14 protein-coding genes and 1 riboswitch are annotated in these 17433 nt (G+C 71.7%); of the genes, 8 read left to right on the top strand and 6 right to left on the bottom strand.

Annotated elements, in window-relative coordinates:
- Nucleotides 1-67 precede the first annotated feature (67 nt).
- The 5 genes from G401_RS0108910 to G401_RS0108890 all read left to right on the top strand — a co-directional run bounded on the left by G401_RS0108910 (nt 68) and on the right by G401_RS0108890 (nt 7166).
- Nucleotides 68-805, top strand: a complete 738-nt coding sequence (locus G401_RS0108910; protein ID WP_084557021.1) for a TSUP family transporter — start codon at nt 68-70, stop codon at nt 803-805.
- 199 nt (nt 806-1004) lie between these two features.
- The gene (locus tag G401_RS0108905; RefSeq protein WP_084556964.1) at nt 1005-2609 is read left to right on the top strand and encodes an IucA/IucC family protein; all 1605 of its coding nucleotides are present in this window, start codon (nt 1005-1007) and stop codon (nt 2607-2609) included.
- Complete coding sequence (locus tag G401_RS44465) at nt 2609-4048, top strand: IucA/IucC family protein (RefSeq protein ID WP_051366387.1); 1440 nt, start codon at nt 2609-2611, stop codon at nt 4046-4048. Before G401_RS0108905 ends, G401_RS44465 begins: the two co-directional genes overlap by 1 nt.
- Entirely contained in the window at nt 4041-5189 is a 1149-nt protein-coding gene (locus G401_RS0108895; protein WP_027342220.1) for an alanine racemase, read from the top strand. The genes G401_RS44465 and G401_RS0108895 overlap by 8 nt, the downstream gene beginning before the upstream one ends.
- A gap of 195 nt (nt 5190-5384) precedes the next feature.
- Nucleotides 5385-7166, top strand: a complete 1782-nt coding sequence (locus tag G401_RS0108890) for a substrate-binding and VWA domain-containing protein (RefSeq protein ID WP_027342219.1) — start codon at nt 5385-5387, stop codon at nt 7164-7166.
- Nucleotides 7167-7302: 136 nt separating this feature from the next.
- Here G401_RS0108890 and G401_RS54075 read toward each other — a convergent pair whose 3' ends face one another.
- Entirely contained in the window at nt 7303-8646 is a 1344-nt protein-coding gene (locus G401_RS54075) for a chorismate-binding protein (RefSeq protein WP_407636835.1), read from the bottom strand.
- Nucleotides 8647-8849: 203 nt separating this feature from the next.
- Between G401_RS54075 and G401_RS0108880 the strand changes: the two genes are divergently transcribed.
- Complete coding sequence (locus G401_RS0108880; protein WP_027342217.1) at nt 8850-9047, top strand: DUF5999 family protein; 198 nt, start codon at nt 8850-8852, stop codon at nt 9045-9047.
- Between the two features lie 167 nt (nt 9048-9214).
- Here G401_RS0108880 and gcvP read toward each other — a convergent pair whose 3' ends face one another.
- Complete coding sequence (gene gcvP, locus G401_RS0108875) at nt 9215-12025, bottom strand: aminomethyl-transferring glycine dehydrogenase (protein WP_027342216.1); 2811 nt, start codon at nt 12023-12025, stop codon at nt 9215-9217.
- Nucleotides 12026-12113: 88 nt separating this feature from the next.
- Nucleotides 12114-12206, bottom strand: a riboswitch (glycine riboswitch).
- A 118-nt stretch (nt 12207-12324) separates the two neighbouring features.
- On the opposite strand from gcvP, the gene mgrA reads away from it, so the two are divergent.
- Nucleotides 12325-13317: an L-glyceraldehyde 3-phosphate reductase gene (mgrA, locus tag G401_RS0108870; RefSeq protein WP_027342215.1), complete on the top strand. Its 993-nt coding sequence runs from the start codon at nt 12325-12327 to the stop codon at nt 13315-13317.
- Between the two features lie 171 nt (nt 13318-13488).
- Here the strand turns inward: mgrA and G401_RS0108865 are convergent, their stop codons facing one another.
- Complete coding sequence (locus tag G401_RS0108865) at nt 13489-14121, bottom strand: NAD(P)-dependent oxidoreductase (protein ID WP_027342214.1); 633 nt, start codon at nt 14119-14121, stop codon at nt 13489-13491.
- 90 nt (nt 14122-14211) lie between these two features.
- On the opposite strand from G401_RS0108865, the gene G401_RS0108860 reads away from it, so the two are divergent.
- Nucleotides 14212-14808: a TetR/AcrR family transcriptional regulator gene (locus G401_RS0108860; protein ID WP_027342213.1), complete on the top strand. Its 597-nt coding sequence runs from the start codon at nt 14212-14214 to the stop codon at nt 14806-14808.
- Between the two features lie 39 nt (nt 14809-14847).
- Here G401_RS0108860 and G401_RS57580 read toward each other — a convergent pair whose 3' ends face one another.
- Genes G401_RS57580 through G401_RS0108845 form a run of 3 tightly spaced genes read right to left on the bottom strand, consistent with a single transcriptional unit; the run spans nt 14848 to nt 17378 of the window.
- The gene (locus G401_RS57580; protein WP_064741717.1) at nt 14848-15372 is read right to left on the bottom strand and encodes an excalibur calcium-binding domain-containing protein; all 525 of its coding nucleotides are present in this window, start codon (nt 15370-15372) and stop codon (nt 14848-14850) included.
- 51 nt (nt 15373-15423) lie between these two features.
- Nucleotides 15424-16104: a SanA/YdcF family protein gene (locus G401_RS0108850; RefSeq protein WP_051366385.1), complete on the bottom strand. Its 681-nt coding sequence runs from the start codon at nt 16102-16104 to the stop codon at nt 15424-15426.
- Nucleotides 16101-17378, bottom strand: a complete 1278-nt coding sequence (locus tag G401_RS0108845) for a glycosyltransferase family 39 protein (RefSeq protein ID WP_027342211.1) — start codon at nt 17376-17378, stop codon at nt 16101-16103. Before G401_RS0108845 ends, G401_RS0108850 begins: the two co-directional genes overlap by 4 nt.
- Between the last annotated feature and the right edge of the window lie 55 nt (nt 17379-17433).

The raw sequence follows: 17433 nt of genomic DNA, 5'->3' as shown, positions 1-17433 counted from the left end.
CACCTCCGGGACCGGCGTACCGCAGGGAGAATCCCCGCCCGTGGACCTCCCCGGGCTCGCCCTCCTCATGACCGCCGCGACCACCGGCGGCGCCGTCGACGCCATCGTGGGCGGTGGCGGACTCGTCATCCTGCCCGCCATGCTGCTCGCCTCCGGGCTGCCCCTGCCGACGATCCTCGGCACCAACAAGCTCACCGCCATCGCCGGGACCGCCTCGGCCGCCGTCACGTACGCGCGGCGTACCGGGATCGACTGGAAGGTCGCCCGGCCGGCCGCGGCACTGGCCGTCGTCACCGCCGGACTCGGCGCGCTGTTCGCCGGCTCGGTGCCCGCCGGGGCGTACCGGCCGGTGATCCTGGCCGTACTCGTCGGCGTGGCGGTCTTCGTCACCTTCCGCCCGCAGCTCGGGCTGGCCCCCGACCCCGCGAAGCGGACCCGCGTACGCGTCGCCGCCATGATCCTGCTCGCCGGCGGGGTCATCGCGTTCTACGACGGCGCGATCGGACCCGGCACCGGGACGTTCCTCGTGCTCGCGTTCACCGGCGTCATCGGCGCCGACTTCGTGCACGGCTCGGCCATGGCCAAGATGATCAACGTCGGCACCAACCTCGGCGCCCTCATCGTGTTCGGCGTCTTCGGGCACGTCGACTGGACGCTGGGCGTACTGCTCGCGGCGTGCAACATCGTCGGGGCGCAGCTCGGCGCGCGGGTCGCCCTCAAGCGCGGCGCGAAGTTCATCCGGATCGTGCTGCTGGTGGTCGTCCTGTCGCTCGTCGCCAAGCTGGGCTACGACCAGTTCGGCTGAGCTCCGGCCGGGAACTCGGATCCGCGGCGGAAAATCAAGATCAAAAACCGGGCTTCTATCAGTCGGTGCGCCGAAGGCGCTCCTTCTAGGTTCTCCCCAGGTGCGCGCACCGCGTAAGGCGTCCTAGGAGGCTATCTCACAGGAGTGGGCCGACTGGCGCGCTTCGCGTACGGCATCCTAGGAAGGGTCGTGATGAACAATGGTGATCGTGCACCTCGCCGACGCACCTGACGCCACCGCGACCCGCGCCGTGCTCACCACGCACCGGCCCGAACTGGTCGACGCCTTCGACGAAGCATTGCCCGGCGCCCGCGCCGCGATCATGAACCGGCTCTGGACGGCCCTGCGCCGCGAACCCGTCCCCGGCGTACGCGACCACCGCCGCATCGGCAACGACGTGCTGACCGAGCTGACGGACGGCCGCCGCGCGATCGGGCCCGCCACCGAGCCGTTCGCCGACCGGCGGGAGCTGCGGGTGCACGTCCAGTCCACGCCGGACGGGCCGAGCACCGCGTACGCCGACCCGGCCGAACTGCTCGACGCGCTGCGGCTGCCCGGCGAGTACGCCGCCCGGCTGCGTACCGAGGTGGCCAACAGCGTCGCCAACCTGGCCCTGGCCCGGGCAGCCGCGCCCGCTCCGCGACCGTTGAGCGCGCTGCAGGGCGATCCGCAGGCGCTGGCGTACCTGGAGCAGTCGGTGGTGGACGGGCATCCGCTGCATCCCGGCTGCCGGGCCCGGGTCGGGATGTCCACTCTGGACGTCCTCGCGTACGCCCCGGAGTACGCGCCCACCGTCGACCTGCCGATCTGGGAGGTGCCCCGAGGCCGGTGGCTGACGACCGGGGCGGGCCTGCCGCCGCGGCTGCCCCTGCACCCGTGGCAGGCCGAGCACCTGGCCGAGCAGCTGCGCGCGGCCGGCGTACGCCCGACGAAGGACTTCGTCACGACGCGGCCGCTGATGTCGCTGCGCACGATGGCGAGCGTGGGCGATCCGTCGCGGCACTACAAGACGGCGCTGGCGGTGCAGATGACCAGCGCCGTACGCCAGGTCTCCCCCGCCGCCGTGCACAACGGGCCGCGCGTGACCGAGCTGCTGGCCCTGGCCGCCGGCGGGCTCGCGCTGCGCGCGCTGCCGGAGGTGGCCGCCGGGGCGGTCCTCGTCGACAACACGCCGCATCCCATGCTGGCCGTCGCGTTGCGCCGCGCGCCGCTGCCCGGTCCCGGCGAGGTGTGGGCACCGGTAGCCGCGCTCACCGAACCCGGTCTGCTGGCCGAGATCCTGTCGGCCGGCTACGGCGGGCATCCGGTGGCGTTCTGGCGGGATCTCGTCGACGTCCTGGTGCCGCCCGTGCTGGCGCTGCTCGGCCGGGGCATCGGGCTGGAGGCGCACGGCCAGAACCTGCTCGTCCGGCTCGCGTACGGGCGGCCGGCCGAGGCGGGCTACCGCGACGTGGGCGGGGTGCGGCTGCATCCGGGAAGGCTGCGCGCCGCCGGGCTCGGCCTGCCCGTCATCCAGGGCGACCTGCTCACCGACGACGAGGACGAGCTGCGGGCCAAGCCGTTCGCGTCGCTGTTCGCGGTCGTCCTGGCCCGGCTGGCGTACCTGCTGGAGACGCTGCACGGCGCGGATCCGGCCGCGCTGTGGCGGCTCGTGGCCGAGCACCTCGAACACGTCGCCGAGTCCGACAAGCGGGCGCTGCTCGGCAGGCCGCTGCCGCTCAAGGCCACCACCGCGATGCGGCTGGCCGAGCGCAGCGTCGACGACATCTGGACCGCCGTACCCAACCCACTCGCGGGAGCGTGATGAACGACGACCGGCTGCGAGCCCACCAGACCGTCCAGGACAAGCTCGCCGCGGCACTGCGCCGCGAGGGTCTCGCCCGGGCCGAGGTCGAGGCCTCCCCCGGCTTCCTCGCCGAGATCGCCGACGCCGAGGAGAAGCTGGCGCTCGCGTACCGCCGCCGGGCCGTGGCCGATGCCGAGGCCCGCGGGTCGGGCGCCGCGGACGTCCTCGTTCTCGCCCACGATTCCGTCGTACGCCTGGAGCAGCTGGCCACGGAGGGCCACAACCTGCATCCGTGCGGCCGGACACGGCTCGGCTGGACGATCGCCGACGCCGAGGCGCACGACCTGGAGAGCGATGGGACGACGGTCGGCTTCGTCGGCGTACCCGAAGAAGGTTCCGTCGGCGACGATCTGGGCGAGCGGTTCGGGGTGAGCGCCCCGCGCGGGCTGGTGGCCCGGCCGGTGCACGCCTGGCAGCTGGCGGTGGTACGCGACCGCTACGGCTTGCCCGTGCTGGAGCGGGAGATGCCGGCGAAGGTGACCGCGGCGGTGCGGACGCTGTGGGTGCCGGAGCTCGACGCCTACCTGAAGCTGTCGCTGGACGTGCAGATCACCTCGACCCGGCGGACCATCTCCATCGCCAGTACGCGCAACGGCCCGATGCTGTCCGCGCAGCTGCCCCGGCTGCTGGCGGAGTGCGGCGGCGACCGGGTACGCCTGCTGGGCGAGCCGGCCGGGGCCGCGTCGAACCTGGGCAACGGCCGGGACCTGTCGGCGATCCTGCGCGAGCCGATGCCCGCGATGGCCCCCGGCGAGCAGGCGGTGCCGGCGATCGCTCTCGCGCAGACCTGCCCCATCACCGGACTGACCGTCGCGGAGCTGCTGCGGCGCCGCTCGGGCCGCACGCCGCACGAGTTCCTGGCCGCGTACGCGCGTCTGGTGCTGCCGCCGGTGCTCGGGATGGTCACGCGGTTCGGAGTGGGACTCGAAGCGCACCTGCAGAACTGCATCGTGACCTTCCTCGGCGGAGTTCCGCACCGGCTGATCCTGCGCGACCTCGCCGGGCTGCGGCTGCACGCCGGGCGGCTCGCCGACGCGGGCGTACGCCTCGACCTGTGGCCCGGCTCGGTCGTCGGCACCGAGGACGAGAACGTGCTGCTGGCGAAGGTCGCGTACACCGCGTTCCAGGCGCACCTCGGCGACGTGGTGCACGCCCTCGGCCTCGGACCCGACGCCTGGGCGCCGGTACGCGGCATCGTCGACGAGACCTACGAAGGGCTGGCCGCGTACGCGCCGGTCGCGGCCAAGGCCGATCACGCGTTCTTCACCGCGCCGACGGTCCCGCACAAGGCCCTGGTCCGGATGCGGCTGGCCGCCGCCGGGGAGCGCTTGCGCGAGCCGCCAGGAGTGCGGTCAGGTGACGTCTACGTGCCGATGGAGAATCCGCTGCATGCGTGAGGTTGTGGAAGCATTGGCCGGGGCCGGGCGGCCGGTGTGCGCGTACGTCTACTCGCTGGACGCGTTGCGGGCGAGGGCGGCGGCCACCCGCGACGCCCTGCCGCCCGGCGCCACCCTCCTGTACGCGATGAAGGCCAACGGCCATCCCGACGTCGTGTCGACGCTGGCGCGGGCGGCCGACGGGATCGAGGTGGCGTCCGGGGGCGAGCTGGCGGTCGCGCTGGCCGCCGGGGCGCGCCGGATCGCGTTCGGCGGGCCGGCGAAGACCGACGCCGAGCTCGTCGACGCGCTCGCCGCACCCGTACCGCTGACCCTGCACGTGGAGAGCGCCCAGGAACTGCGGCGGCTGGCCCGGCTGGGCGTCCACGACCGCGTCCGCGTCGCGCTGCGGGTCAACCGGGCGACGGCCGGCCCGGTCGGGACGCATGCGATGACCGGGGCGCCGACGCCGTTCGGGATCGAGGAGGCGCAGCTGCCGGCCGCCGTGGAACTCGCCCGGCAGCTCGGTGTCCGGGTGGCCGGCTTCCATCTGCACGCGGTCAGCAACTCCCTCGACGCGCGCGAGTACGCCCGGTTCACCGCGAACGCGATGGCGTGGTCGATCGCGGCCGCGCTGGCGCTGGACGTCGACCTGGAGTACGTGAACGTCGGCGGCGGGCTCGGGATCTCCTACCTGTCACCGGACGCGGGGCTGCCGCTCGACGAGCTGGACTGGTCGGCGCTGCGCCGTCCCGCCGGGGTGGAGCTCGCGTTCGAGCCGGGCCGGTTCCTCGCCGCCGACGCCGGCTGGTACGCCGCCGAGGTCCTCGACCTCAAACGGGCGCACGGGACGTGGTTCGCCGTCGTTCGCGGCGGGACCCATCATTTCCGGCTGCCGGCCGCGTGGGGCTACGACCACCCGTTCACGGTCGTGCCGGTCGAGGAGTGGCCCTACCCGTGGCCGCGACCGGTGCTCGAAGACGCCCGCGTGACCGCCGCCGGTGAGCTGTGCACCCCGCGTGACGTGCTGTGCCGCGACCAACCCATCGACCGCGTACGCGTCGGCGACATTCTGGTGTTCGGCCGGGCCGGCGCCTACGGCTGGGACATCTCCCACCACGAGTACCTCCGCCATCCGCACCCGCAGGTAATCGTCGTCTGACGGGCAGTAATGACTGATCACAAAGTGGTCTCCTCCGCCTTCGCACCGCCGGTCGTACCCCCTAGACTGTCCCGGTCTCACCGCCTTGCTCCACCCCCGCAGTACCGGCAAGCGCGCTGAGCAGCTCCGAGCAGCACCGTCATCAGCCACTACGCAGCCCCCATAGACTGCCGCCAGCCCCCACGGAGGCAACCCATGCCGAACGGTCGCTCCGCCGCCGTCCGGTCGCATCGCCGCAGCGGCTCCCGCCGCGGTGGGCGTACCGCCCTGTTCGTCATCGTGCCCGTGCTCGTGGCGGCTGCCGCCGGTGGCGGTGTCTACGCCTTCTCGCGGTACCAGAAGACCCAATGCACCGGGCAGGCGACGGCGTCGATCGCCGCCGCTCCCACGATCGCGCCGCTGCTGGAGCAGCTGGCGCAGAAGTGGACGACGACCAGCCCCTCGGTCGACGGCGCCTGCCCGTCGATCCTGGTCCGCGCCGTCGAGTCGAACAAGGTCGCCATCGCGCTGCAGAGCTCGTGGCCGCAGACCCTCGGCCCGCAGCCCGACGTCTGGGTGCCCGAGTCGAGCGCCTGGTTCCGCAGCGCGCAGACCGGTGACGCCGAGCAGATCCTGCCCGACCTGCAGCCCTCGGTCGCCCGGTCGCCCGTGGTGCTGGCGATGCCCAAGGCGATGGCCGAGGCACTCGGCTGGCCGGGCAAGCAGCCCGACTGGTCGGAGGTCCTCGACAAGACCGCCACCGACGCGCGGGGCTGGGCCGCGTACGGCAAGACGTGGGGCGCGTTCAAGCTCGGCATGACCGACCCCGGCCTGTCGACCCCGGGCCTGCTCGCCCTGTCGGCGATCATCGACCGCAACGACGACCAGGACATCGACCAGACCGAGCGCAACGGGCTGCTCAAGCTGCGTACGGTGCTGGACGTCAAGGCCGACGACACCGAGCAGATCATGGACCAGTTCGACCAGCAGGGCGGCTCCGGCGGCGACGCGGGGCTGAGCTACATCTCGGCCTTCCCCGCGCTCGAGCAGGAGGTCATCGAGCACAACAAGGCCCACCCGAACACGCCGCTGGTCGCGATCTACCCGAAGAGCAACATCGAGGCCGACAACCCGTACCTGGTGCTCACCGGGGCCGGCTGGGCGGACGCGAAGCGGGAGGCGGTCGCGCGCGCGTTCCTCACCTACGTGCGCAGCGCCGGCAAGGACGTCTTCACCGGCGCCGGCTACCGCGACACCAACCGCAAGCCGGGCCCGGACTTCACCGCGGCCAACGGCGTCGTCTCCGAACTCACGGCGCTGCCGCGCGGCGTACTGCTCACCGACGCGGTGAACGAGACGATCAACACCTGGACCGCGCTGACGCGTACCACCAACGCGCTGCTGGTGCTGGACGTGTCCGGCTCCATGGGCGAGCAGGTCCCCGGCATCGGCAAGTCCAAGCTGGACCTCACCAAGCAGGCGGCCCGCCAGGCGATCGAGGTCTTCCAGGGCAAGGGCAACGCCGGCCTGTGGTCGTTCTCGTCCAACAAGCAGGGCAGCAAGTCCTATGTCGAGAACGTCCCGCTCGGGCCACTGTCCGACGAGATGGACGGCGGTACGCGCCAGGACGCCCTCAACACGGCCGTCGACGGGCTGAAGGCGGGCGGCAACACGGGCATGTACGAGACCGTGCTGGCCGCGTACAAGCAGGTGCAGACGAAGTACGTGCCGGACGCGACGAACATGGTCGTGCTGCTCACCGACGGCGCGAACGACGACCAGGAGAAGAACCTGAAGCTGGACCAGCTGATCGAACAGCTGAAGAAGGGCGACCCGAAGCGTCCGGTCACGATCGTCACGATCGCGCTCGGCCAGGACGCGAACGGCGACGTCCTCCAGCAGATCTCGGCCGCCACGAACGGGCCGGCGCCGCTGGTCAGCAAGGGCGCGTACGACATCACGGACGTCATGCAGCGGGCGATCTTCGGCGCCCGGTAGCGCGGCAGGTCAGCTCCTCAAGATCCCGTTTGGATCAGGGATCGCCACGTAATCTTGGACCAAGATTCGGGCGATTTCCCTGATCCAAACGGGATCTTGCGTTGCAGGGGCGCGGCAGGTCGGGAGCGGCGAGGCGTCAGCTGGCGAGGAGGGCCCGGATCGGGGCGGCTTTGGCGGCGGCCTCGGCCACCTCGGCGGCCGGGTCGCTGCCCCAGGTGATCCCGCCGCCGGCCCACAGGTGCAGCTCCGTACGCGTCGCCGCGACCGTCCTGATCGTCAGCCCGAGGTCGACGTGGTCGTGGCCGACCCAGCCGAACGCGCCCATCGAGGCGCCCCGGCCGACGGGTTCCAGCCGGGCGATCTCGGCCAGCGCGGCGAGCTTCGGCGCGCCGGTCACCGAGCCGCCGGGGCACAGCGCCCGCAGCAGGGCGGCCAGGCCGGTCCCCGGCCGCAGCCGGGCCGCCACGGTCGACTCCGCCTGCCACAGGTCACCCCAGTGGCGCAGGGCGAACAGCTCGTCGACCGAGACCGAGCCGATCTCGGCGATCCGGGCCAGGTCGTTGCGTTCGAGGTCCACGATCATCACGTGCTCGGCGCGTTCCTTCTCCGACGCGAGCAGTTCCCGCCGGCCTTCCTCGGTCGCCCGGGCGGTCCCCTTGATCGGGCGGGTGACGGCCACCCCGTCGCGTACGGACACGAGGGTCTCGGGGGACGCGCAGGCGATCGCCCAGCCGTCGCCCTCGATCAGACCGGCGTAGTGCGCCCCGCGCAGGGTGGCCAGCCGCCGCAGGGCCGGCCGGGGATCGCCCGTGTACGCCGCCGCCGCGTGGCCGACGACGTTCACCTGGTACACGTCGCCCCGGGCGATCGCCTCGCGGACGGCCTGGACGGCCCCGGCGTGCTCGGCCGGCGTCCAGCTCGGCCGCCAGGCGCCCAGCCGCCAGGGTTCGCCGCTCATACCACCGATGCCGCCCGTACGCGAATCGCCGCCGGTCCATGTCTCGCGCCCGGCGGGCGAAATGAACTCGGAGCATGCGCGATAAGTCCCGTTGGGAGCGCTCCCGTTTTCAAGATCGAGATCGGCTGAGCCAGGTCCAGAGCCAAGATCGCTACTCTGCGTCACTGTTGATCGCGAATTCGCGTACACGATCGCGGTCAGATCAGGGACATCGGGGGCCGGAGTCGGCCGTCCCGGCAGTGCTCCGGCCATGGCCGCGGAGGCCGCCGCGGAGAGGAAGACGGCGGCCCCGCACACGGTGTGCGACGAGGGTCCGGCAGGGTCCGTTCCGGCCCGCGAAGAGAGATCACCCACGGCGAGGCCGTGCCGCGTGAGAAAGTGTTCCAGCAGCTCAGCTGGTTCATTCACGCCTGGTGGGAGCGATTGTCCGAGCCACCATTCGAGGCGCGCCGCCGGCACCGCGTGAGCCCGGCACCGGGCGGGCATCACGGGCGCCCCGGGAAGGGGTGCCAGCCTCCGCATGGATACCGAATCTACGACGATCGGGCGCACTTGTATCGTCCAAAGGGTTGATTACCGGGTGTGATGGCCGTTACCTGCTCGAAAACGCATCGTTCGGCAGGGTAGCGTGCGTGACTGTTCATGTGACCAACTCCACAACCGGCGAGCCGCAGCGCCACCACCGTGACGCGAGGACCCGCCGCCAACCCAGCGGAGACCACCCCATGTGCCAGCACCAACCGCCCTGCCCCACCGCCGACGCCGTGGACCGTGACGCGGCCCGCGTCGTCGCCTCCTTCCCGGAGCAGGGCTGGAGCCTCCTCTGCAACGGTGTCATCTCCTTCGAGGACACCGGCGAGCTGCTTCCCGACGGAAGCATGATCGCACCGCACCGGGGCCCGGCCGTACACGCCATGGCGTGATACGGCCCACACGCTGCGACAGCGTAGCCGCAGGACCGGCTGACCCGGAGGTAGCCGGAACGCACCACGGCACCGAAGACGAGCTCCAAAGACTTGCAGGCCCGGCCGCGCACCACGGCCGGGCCTTGTGTTTGCGATCAGCCTTGTGTTCGTGATCAGCCTTGTGATCAGGCGAACGCTTCCGGCGGCGGGCACGAGCAGACCAGGTTCCGGTCGCCGTACGCGCCGTCGATCCGCCGGACCGGCGCCCAGTACTTGCTCATCCGGTCGACCCCCGCCGGGTACGCCGCCACCGACCGCGGGTACGCGTGCCCCCACTCGTCGGCGCTGACCATGGCCGCGGTGTGCGGGGCGTTGGCGAGCGGGTTGTCCCCCGCCGGCCAGACGCCCTCGGCGACCGCGGTGATCTCGCGCCGGATGGCGATCATCGCGTCCACGAACCGGTCCAGCTCCCCCAGGTCCTCGCTCTCGGTCGGCTCGACCATGAGCGTGCCGGCCACCGGGAACGACATCGTCGGCGCGTGGAACCCGTAGTCGATGAGGCGCTTGGCCACGTCGTCGACGGTCACGCCGGTCGCCTTGGTGATCGGGCGCAGGTCCAGGATGCACTCGTGGGCGACCAGGCCCTTGTTGCCGGAGTACAGCACCGGGAAGTGGTCGCGCAGCCGGGCGGCCACGTAGTTCGCGGCGAGCACCGCGTGCGCGGTCGCCGACGCGAGCCCGTCCGGCCCCATCATCCGCAGGTACGCCCACGGAATCGGCAGGATCCCCGCCGAACCGTGCGGCGCGGACGAGATGACCGGCGCACCGTCGGCGCCGACGGCCGCCCCGCCCCGGGCGGGAAGGAACTCCGCCAGGTGGGCGCGTACCGCGACCGGGCCGACGCCGGGACCGCCGCCGCCGTGCGGGATGCAGAACGTCTTGTGCAGGTTCAGGTGCGACACGTCGGCGCCGAACTTGCCGGGCTTGGCGTACCCGACGAGGGCGTTGAGGTTCGCACCGTCCACGTAGACCTGGCCGCCGGCCTCGTGCACCTTGGCGCACAGCTGCGCGATGCCGGTCTCGTAGACGCCGTGCGTCGACGGGTAGGTCACCATGATCCCGGCCAGCCGGTCGGCGTTCTGGGTGATCTTCCGGTCGAGGTCGACGAGGTCCACGTTGCCGTCCTCGTCACAGGCCACGACGACGACCCGCAGGCCCGCCATGACCGCGCTGGCGGCGTTGGTGCCGTGCGCGCTGGACGGGATCAGGCAGACGTCGCGCTCCTCGTCGCCGCGCGACCGGTGGTACGCGCGGATCGCCAGCAGCCCGGCCAGTTCGCCCTGCGAGCCGGCGTTGGGCTGGACGCTGACGGCGTCGTACCCGGTCACCTCGGCGAGCCAGCCCTCCAGGGTGGACACCAGCTCCTCGTAGCCCGCGGTCTGCGAGGCCGGCGCGAACGGGTGGATGTGCGCGAACTCCGGCCAGGTGATCGACTGCATCTCGGTGGTGGCGTTGAGCTTCATCGTGCACGAGCCCAGCGGGATCATGCCCCGGTCGAGCGCGTAGTCCAGATCGGACAGCTTGCGCAGGTAGCGCAGCATCGCCGTCTCGGAGTGGTGGGTCCGGAACACCGGGTGCGTCAGGAACTCGGTGGTCCTGCTCTCCGGCTGCGGTTCGGCAGCTTCCACACCCTCGACGCCGAACGCCTCCCACACCGCGGCCACGTGCGCCGCGGTCGTGGTCTCGTCGCACGCGACGCCCACCCGGTCGGCGTCGAACGCCCACAGGTTCACACCCAGCGCCTCGGCCGCCGCCACGACCTGCGCCGCGCGTCCCGGCACGACCGCCGTCACCGTGTCGAAGAACTTCTCCGAAGCCAGGCGTACGCCGCCCGCGGTCAGACCGGCCGCCAGCAGGGCCGCGCTGTCGTGCGCGTGCCGGGCGATCCGCTTGAGGCCCTCCGGGCCGTGGTAGACCGCGTACATGCTCGCCATGACGGCCAGCAGGACCTGCGCGGTGCAGATGTTGCTCGTCGCCTTCTCCCGGCGGATGTGCTGCTCGCGGGTCTGCAGCGCCAGCCGGTACGCGCGGTTGCCGTCCACGTCCTTCGAGACGCCGACCAGCCGGCCGGGCAGCGAGCGCTCCAGGCCCGCCCGGACGGCCAGGTAGCCGGCGTGCGGCCCGCCGAACCCCATCGGTACGCCGAACCGCTGCGCGCTGCCGCAGGCGATGTCGGCGCCGATCGCGCCCGGTTCGCGCAGCAGCGTCAGGGCCAGCAGGTCGGCCGCGACGGTGACGAGCGCGCCCTTCGCGTGGGCGGCCTCGATGACGGCCGCGTGGTCGCGTACCGCGCCGGAGGCGCCCGGGTATTGCAGGTGCAGGCCGAAGTAGTCGAAGTCGATCTCCTGCTCGACGTCCACGATCCGGATCTCGATGCCGAGCGGCTCGGCCCGGGTCCGGATGACGTCGATGCTCTGCGGGAGGGTGTCGGCGTCCACCGCGTACACGGAGGACTTGCTCTTGGCGGAGCGGCGCGCGAGCGTCATGGCCTCGGCCGCGGCGGTGCCCTCGTCGAGCATGGAGGCGTTCGCGGTGGCGAGCCCGGTCAGGTCGGTGACCAGGGTCTGGAAGTTGAGCAGCGCTTCGAGCCGGCCCTGGCTGATCTCGGGCTGATACGGCGTGTACGCGGTGTACCAGGCCGGGCTCTCCAGGACGTTGCGCTGGATGACGCCGGGGACGTGGGTGCCGTAGTAGCCGAGGCCGATCATGGAGGTGGCGACGGTGTTGCGGTCCGCGAGGGCGCGCAGTTCGGCGAGCGCCTCGGCCTCGGAGGCGGCGGGCGGCAGGTCGAGCGGCGCGTGGTGGCGGATCACCTCGGGGATCGCGGCGTCCATGAGCTCGTCGAGGCTGGTGTAGCCGATCGCGTCGAGCATGCGCCGGACGTCGTCGCCGTCCGGCCCGATGTGCCGCTCAGGGAAGGTGAATGGGCTGGTCATCGGTATGTGTTCTCCCGGCTGTGGAAGGACAAAGGGCGTCCCTCCCCCGCTGTCACCGGGCACCGCGTCGGGCCCTGCTCCAGCGTTGCCGACCCGCACGGTCCGGGTGCCTGAGAGGTTCCGGGGAGGAATTGCCCCTTCGGCGCCGTGATGCGTGCACGGACTCTCCCGCGCGGGCGTACCAGCTGAGGCTCAGATTACCAGCGCGATCATGTCGGTGCTGTTACCTGCCCCACGCGTCTGACCACGGCGTACCCGTCGGGTTCCCGGAAAACGCTCTCTGAAACCCGTCTAGGGTGTTGCCTGTGACTTACACCGCCGCCTCCGACCGCTACGACACCATGACCTACCGCCGCACCGGGCGCAGTGGCCTGAAGCTGCCGGCCATCTCGCTCGGCCTGTGGCACAACTTCGGGCACGAGCGCTCGTACGCGACCCAGCGCGACATCGTGCTGCGCGCGTTCGACCTCGGCGTGACCCACTTCGACCTGGCGAACAACTACGGGCCGCCGCCCGGCTCGGCCGAGCAGACCTTCGGCCGCCTGCTGACGGAGGACCTCGGCGCGTACCGGGACGAGATGGTGATCTCCACGAAGGCCGGCTACCTGATGTGGCCCGGCCCGTACGGCGAGTGGGGGTCGCGCAAGTACCTGACGGCGTCGCTGGACCAGTCCCTCAAGCGGATGGGCCTGGACTACGTCGACATCTTCTACAGCCACCGGTTCGACCCGGAGACGCCGCTGGAGGAGACCATGATGGCCCTCGACGCGGCCGTCCGGTCGGGCAAGGCGCTGTACGCCGGCATCTCGTCCTACAGCTCCGAGCAGACCGCCGAGGCCGCGGCGATCCTGAAGGAGCTGGGTACGCCGCTGCTCATCCACCAGCCCTCGTACGCGATCACGAACCGGTGGATCGAGGACGACAACCTGCTCGACGCCCTGGAAGCCGTCGGCGCGGGCTGCATCGCGTTCTCGCCGCTGGCCCAGGGCCTGCTGACCGACCGGTACCTGAACGGCGTACCGGCCGATTCGCGGGTGGCCACGAGCGTCTTCCTCAACGAGTCGGACCTGAGCGACGCCCGCATGGCCCAGGTACGCGCGCTCAACGAGATCGCGGCCGGCCGCGGCCAGACCCTGGCGCAGATGGCGTTGGCCTGGGCGCTGCGCGACCCGCGGATGACCAGCCTCATCATCGGCGCCTCCAGCGTGAAGCAGTTGGAGGACAACATCGCGGCGCTGGACAACCTCGCGTTCACCGAGGACGAGCTGGCCGCGATCGCCAAGCACTACTGAGGTCCACTGCCCGGCCCGGGCGCGGCCCGGCCCGGCCCGGGGGCAAGATCGGGTTTGGATCAGGGAAATCCACGTAATCATGACCCATGATTACGTGCGAAAACCTGATCCAAACCCGATCTTGGCCGGGCGCCCGGGCGCCCGTGCGCGGCCGTAGGGCGCCTGGGCGGGTCAGTAGGCGATCCAGACCTCGTGGCCGAAGGTCAGCGGATCCGGGACCGCCCGCAGGATCTCGGTCGCGACGTCCGCCCGGGCGATCGAGAAGCCGAACGGCACGTTGCGGTCGACGCCCCGCCGGTAGCGGCCCCGGCCCGGCTTGTCGACCAGCCGCGGCGGGCGTACGAGCGTCCAGTCCAGGCCGCTGCCGCGGATCACCGTCTCCATCGCGGCCAGGTCGGCGAAGCCGTCCCGGAACACCCGCTGCACGATCGGCTTCGCGACGTAGCGCGTCAGCGGGTCGTCGCCCGGCGCGGTCTTCTGGCCGGCGGCCGAGACGAGCACGATCCGGCGTACGCCCGTCTCGCGCATCGCCCAGCGGACCGCGGCCGCCCCGTCGCGCACGACCGTCGCCGGACCGCCTTCGCGGGGCCCCAGCGCGCTCACCACGGCGTCGGCGCCCTTGACGTAGGCCGCGATCTCCTCGGCGTCGAACACGTCCGCCACGACCTTCTCCAAGGCCCCGTCCTCGACCGGCAGCCGTGCCGGGTCGCGGACGACCGCGGTCACGGAATGCCCCGAGCGCAGCGCCTGGCGGACGACCTCCGTGCCGATCCCGCCGGTGGCGCCGAAGACTGTGAGCTTCATGGACCCTCCCCCACGTGCGTACCCCGGACACGCCCGCCCAGGGGTGAGTAAGTGCTTACTCACCCCTATGATGGTTAGTGTTCACTCACCATGTCAAGGCTGGAGGTCACCGTGGCCCAGACCCGCGAGATCATCCTCGATGCCGCCCTGCGCGTCATCCAGGAGCAGGGCCTCGCCCGGGCCACCACCAAGGAGATCGCCAAGGCGGCCGGCTTCTCGGAAGCCGCGCTCTACAAGCACTTCACCGACAAGTCGGAGATCTTCCTCGGCGTCCTGCACGAGCGCTCGCCGCGCTTCCCCGACATGCAGCGGGCCCTGACGACCAAGCCCGGCACGGCCACCGTCGAGGCGAACCTCGCCGAACTCGCCTCGGCCGCGATCGCCTTCTACCACCACAACTTCCCGATGTTCGCGTCGATCTTCTCCGACCCGGTCATCCTCGACACCCACCGGACCCGCCTGCGCCAGCTCGGCATGGGCCCGCACCTGGCCAACCAGGCCCTCGCCCGCTACCTCGCGGCCGAGCAGCAACTGGGCCGCGTACGCGCGGACGCCGACGTCGAGGCCGCCGCGGACCTGTTCCTCGGCGGATGCTTCCAGGCGGCGTTCCTCGCGCACTTCACGGGCCGCGACCGCCCGGACGCGCCCGAACGCTACGCCGCCCTCCTGCGCTCCCTCCTCGCGTAACGCGGCCGTGCTCAGGGCCCGGGATCACGAAGCGAGCGGTCAGGGTTCGGACCACTCACAGGCGATGCCGTCGCCGTCACGGTCCAGGTGAGGGGCGTATCCCGGCTCTCCGGCGAGCATCGGCGCCGCCCCCGCCGCGATCGCCTGCGCGCAGTTGGCGAACCCCGTGCCGCCGGTACGCGGAGCGGACGAGTCGTAGGCGCCACCCGCGCACGGCCCCACATCCACCGGAGTGACCAGGAACGAGTGGACCCAGCCGCCGAGCGAGGTGAACAGCCACATGGACCCGTACGCGTCGTCGCCGTACGTCGCCTCGCCGTAACCCCAGCAGAGCACGTCGATGGGCGTGCCGGCGGGCAGGCCGGTGATGATCTGCGAACTGGTGTTGGGCTGAGCGCGGAGATTGGCGTCGACCTTGACGGTGGCCGCCTCGACGGCACTCGTCGCCGCGTGCGGCGCCACAGCCCGGGCCGCAGCGGGAACGGCGGCCGCGGTCGCCGCGGTCGCAGGTACCGCGAGCAGAAGGACCGCGCTCGCCCCGATGATGAGCAGTTTCTTGACCATTGTGCTCCCCCGTCGGTCGCCCGGAGGTGATCAACTCACCATACGCCCAGGTCAGCGGGGGGCGGCTAGGGCGTGGGCCACGCCGAGTTCGTGGGGGCCCAGGTACACCGGGTCCCGGCCGGTGACCGTGTCGAAGACCGCCTTCAGGTACGCCCCCTGCTCGCGGACGCTCGCGTTGCGCCACTGGTCCTTGAAGGCCCGGGCGGTGTCGTCGCCGACCCCGACCGCGTCCATGCCGGCCTCGCGGCACAACGTGACCGCCCGGTCGATGTGGTAGCTCTGGGTCAGCACGATCGCGCCGGTGACGCCGAAGATGCGTACCGCGCGCTGGCAGGAGTCGTAGGTGTCGAACCCGGCGTAGTCGTCGACCACCTTCACGTCCGGTACGCCGTGCGCCACCAGCCAGGCGTGCATGTGGCCGGGCTCGTCGTACTTCCATTCGCCGTGGTCGCCGGAGACGAGGATCGCCTGCACCTTGCCGGCCTGGTAGAGGCGCATCGCCGCGGACACCCGCGCCTCCAGGAAGGGCGACAGGGTCCCGTCCGGGTTCACCTGCGCCCCCAGGACGAGGGCCACCGGCCGGGACGGGACGCCGGCTTCGGCGTACACGTGGCCGGAAGCGCCGGCCCGGATCCAGATCTGGCTGCCCGCGACCAGGACCACCGCGGCGCCCAGGGCCGCGAGGACGACCCGGACGACCCAGCGGCGTACGCGCGGCGAGGGCATCTTCATGCGACGAAGTTGTTCTGCATGAAGGTGATGATCATGACACCTTGGAGACCCACGGCGCCCAGGGTATAGAAGCGGTCGAAGAAGCCGTTGCGGCCCATGCGCGCGAGGACCATGAACATCGGGATGCACTCGAGGGCGAACCGCCACATGGAGCTGAGCGGGTAGAACGAGTGGATCGGGTTGGACAGCGGCAGCAGGATCGGCAGCGCGGCGAACACGACCAGGTAGTGGTTCTCCCGGCCGAGCTTCCACGGCCCGACGAAGGCCAGCACGAACAGGGCCAGGGCGAGTAGCGCCGTGCCGAGGTTGAAGATGTTGCGGGCGGTGTCCGGGCTCAGCCACCGGTCGGTCGTCCAGATCAGCTGGAAGGTGTCGTGGACGACCTTCCACGGGAACTGGAAGCCGTCGTGGAACCAGGCCTTCTGCGCCTCCAGGAAGTACAGCGGGTCCCCGAACGAGCGCCAGAGATAGAACATGTAGGCCAGCAGCCCCGACGGCACCAGCAGGACGCTCAGCGCGTCCCAGCGGATCTTCCGGATCGACCAGCCGTGCTGGCGCAGGTACTCGTACACGAACGCGACGCCGATCAGCACGCCGGCCATGCGGGTCCCGCTCGCCAGGCCCGCCGACAGGCCCGCGAGCCACCACAGCCGGCGCCGCATCAGGTACAGGCTCGCGGCGGTCAGGGCGATGAACAGCGATTCGTTGTACGCGGCCACGAGGTAGAACCCCGTCGGGAACGCCATCAGGTAGAACACGGTCCGCCGGGCGTGCTTCTCGTCGAGGGCCTCGGCCGCCAGCCGGTGGATGACGATCAGGGCGGCCAGGCAGGCCAGCGCCGCGACGACCAGGCCGGCCTGGAAGGAGCCGCCGGGCAGGACCGCGTTGGTCCAGCGGACGAGGAGGGGGTAGCCGGGGTAGAAGGCCGTCGCCCGGGTGTCCCAGTGGTAGCCCGAATCCGCGACGATCAGGTACCAGGTGGTGTCCCACCGGTTCCACGCGTCGACGGCGTCCAGCAGCTTGACCGGCGGATCACCGGCCTTCGCCGCCAGGTCCTGCATCGGCATCCAGCCGGCCAGGGTGACGACGGCGTACATGCCGAGGGCGGCGAGCCAGGTCCACAGGCCGGCCAGCACGGACGGGCGCCAGCGCGACCAGCCGGTCGGCGTGGCGGCCTCGTGCTGCGGCGGGCCGCCGTCCGGCGTCGTCGCCGTGCCGGGGACCGCCGGGCGTACGAGCCTGCCGTCGGGCGTCGCCAGAGTCGTCTCGGACATGCCGCGACAGTAATGCACGACGCTCGGAGCCGGGGGCAGGCCGCCGTCGAGCCGT

It is taken from the genome of Hamadaea tsunoensis DSM 44101 (assembly GCF_000428945.1).
In the GTDB taxonomy this organism is placed as follows: Bacteria; Actinomycetota; Actinomycetes; order Mycobacteriales; family Micromonosporaceae; genus Hamadaea; species Hamadaea tsunoensis.
This window is presented reverse-complemented; position numbering and strand designations above follow the sequence as displayed.

Bases quoted from the DNA above. Each gene is read 5' to 3' on its own strand.
- G401_RS54075 (WP_407636835.1), bottom strand. From the start codon at position 8,646: ATGCGGAGGCTGGCACCCCTTCCCGGGGCGCCCGTGATGCCCGCCCGG.
- G401_RS0108860 (WP_027342213.1), top strand. From the start codon at position 14,212: ATGTCAAGGCTGGAGGTCACCGTGGCCCAGACCCGCGAGATCATCCTC.
- gcvP (WP_027342216.1), bottom strand. From the start codon at position 12,025: ATGACCAGCCCATTCACCTTCCCTGAGCGGCACATCGGGCCGGACGGC.
- G401_RS0108890 (WP_027342219.1), top strand. From the start codon at position 5,385: ATGCCGAACGGTCGCTCCGCCGCCGTCCGGTCGCATCGCCGCAGCGGC.
- G401_RS0108905 (WP_084556964.1), top strand. From the start codon at position 1,005: ATGGTGATCGTGCACCTCGCCGACGCACCTGACGCCACCGCGACCCGC.
- G401_RS0108880 (WP_027342217.1), top strand. From the start codon at position 8,850: ATGTGCCAGCACCAACCGCCCTGCCCCACCGCCGACGCCGTGGACCGT.
- G401_RS44465 (WP_051366387.1), top strand. From the start codon at position 2,609: ATGAACGACGACCGGCTGCGAGCCCACCAGACCGTCCAGGACAAGCTC.
- G401_RS0108865 (WP_027342214.1), bottom strand. From the start codon at position 14,121: ATGAAGCTCACAGTCTTCGGCGCCACCGGCGGGATCGGCACGGAGGTC.
- G401_RS0108910 (WP_084557021.1), top strand. From the start codon at position 68: ATGACCGCCGCGACCACCGGCGGCGCCGTCGACGCCATCGTGGGCGGT.
- G401_RS0108850 (WP_051366385.1), bottom strand. From the start codon at position 16,104: ATGAAGATGCCCTCGCCGCGCGTACGCCGCTGGGTCGTCCGGGTCGTC.
- G401_RS0108895 (WP_027342220.1), top strand. From the start codon at position 4,041: ATGCGTGAGGTTGTGGAAGCATTGGCCGGGGCCGGGCGGCCGGTGTGC.
- G401_RS0108845 (WP_027342211.1), bottom strand. From the start codon at position 17,378: ATGTCCGAGACGACTCTGGCGACGCCCGACGGCAGGCTCGTACGCCCG.
- G401_RS57580 (WP_064741717.1), bottom strand. From the start codon at position 15,372: ATGGTCAAGAAACTGCTCATCATCGGGGCGAGCGCGGTCCTTCTGCTC.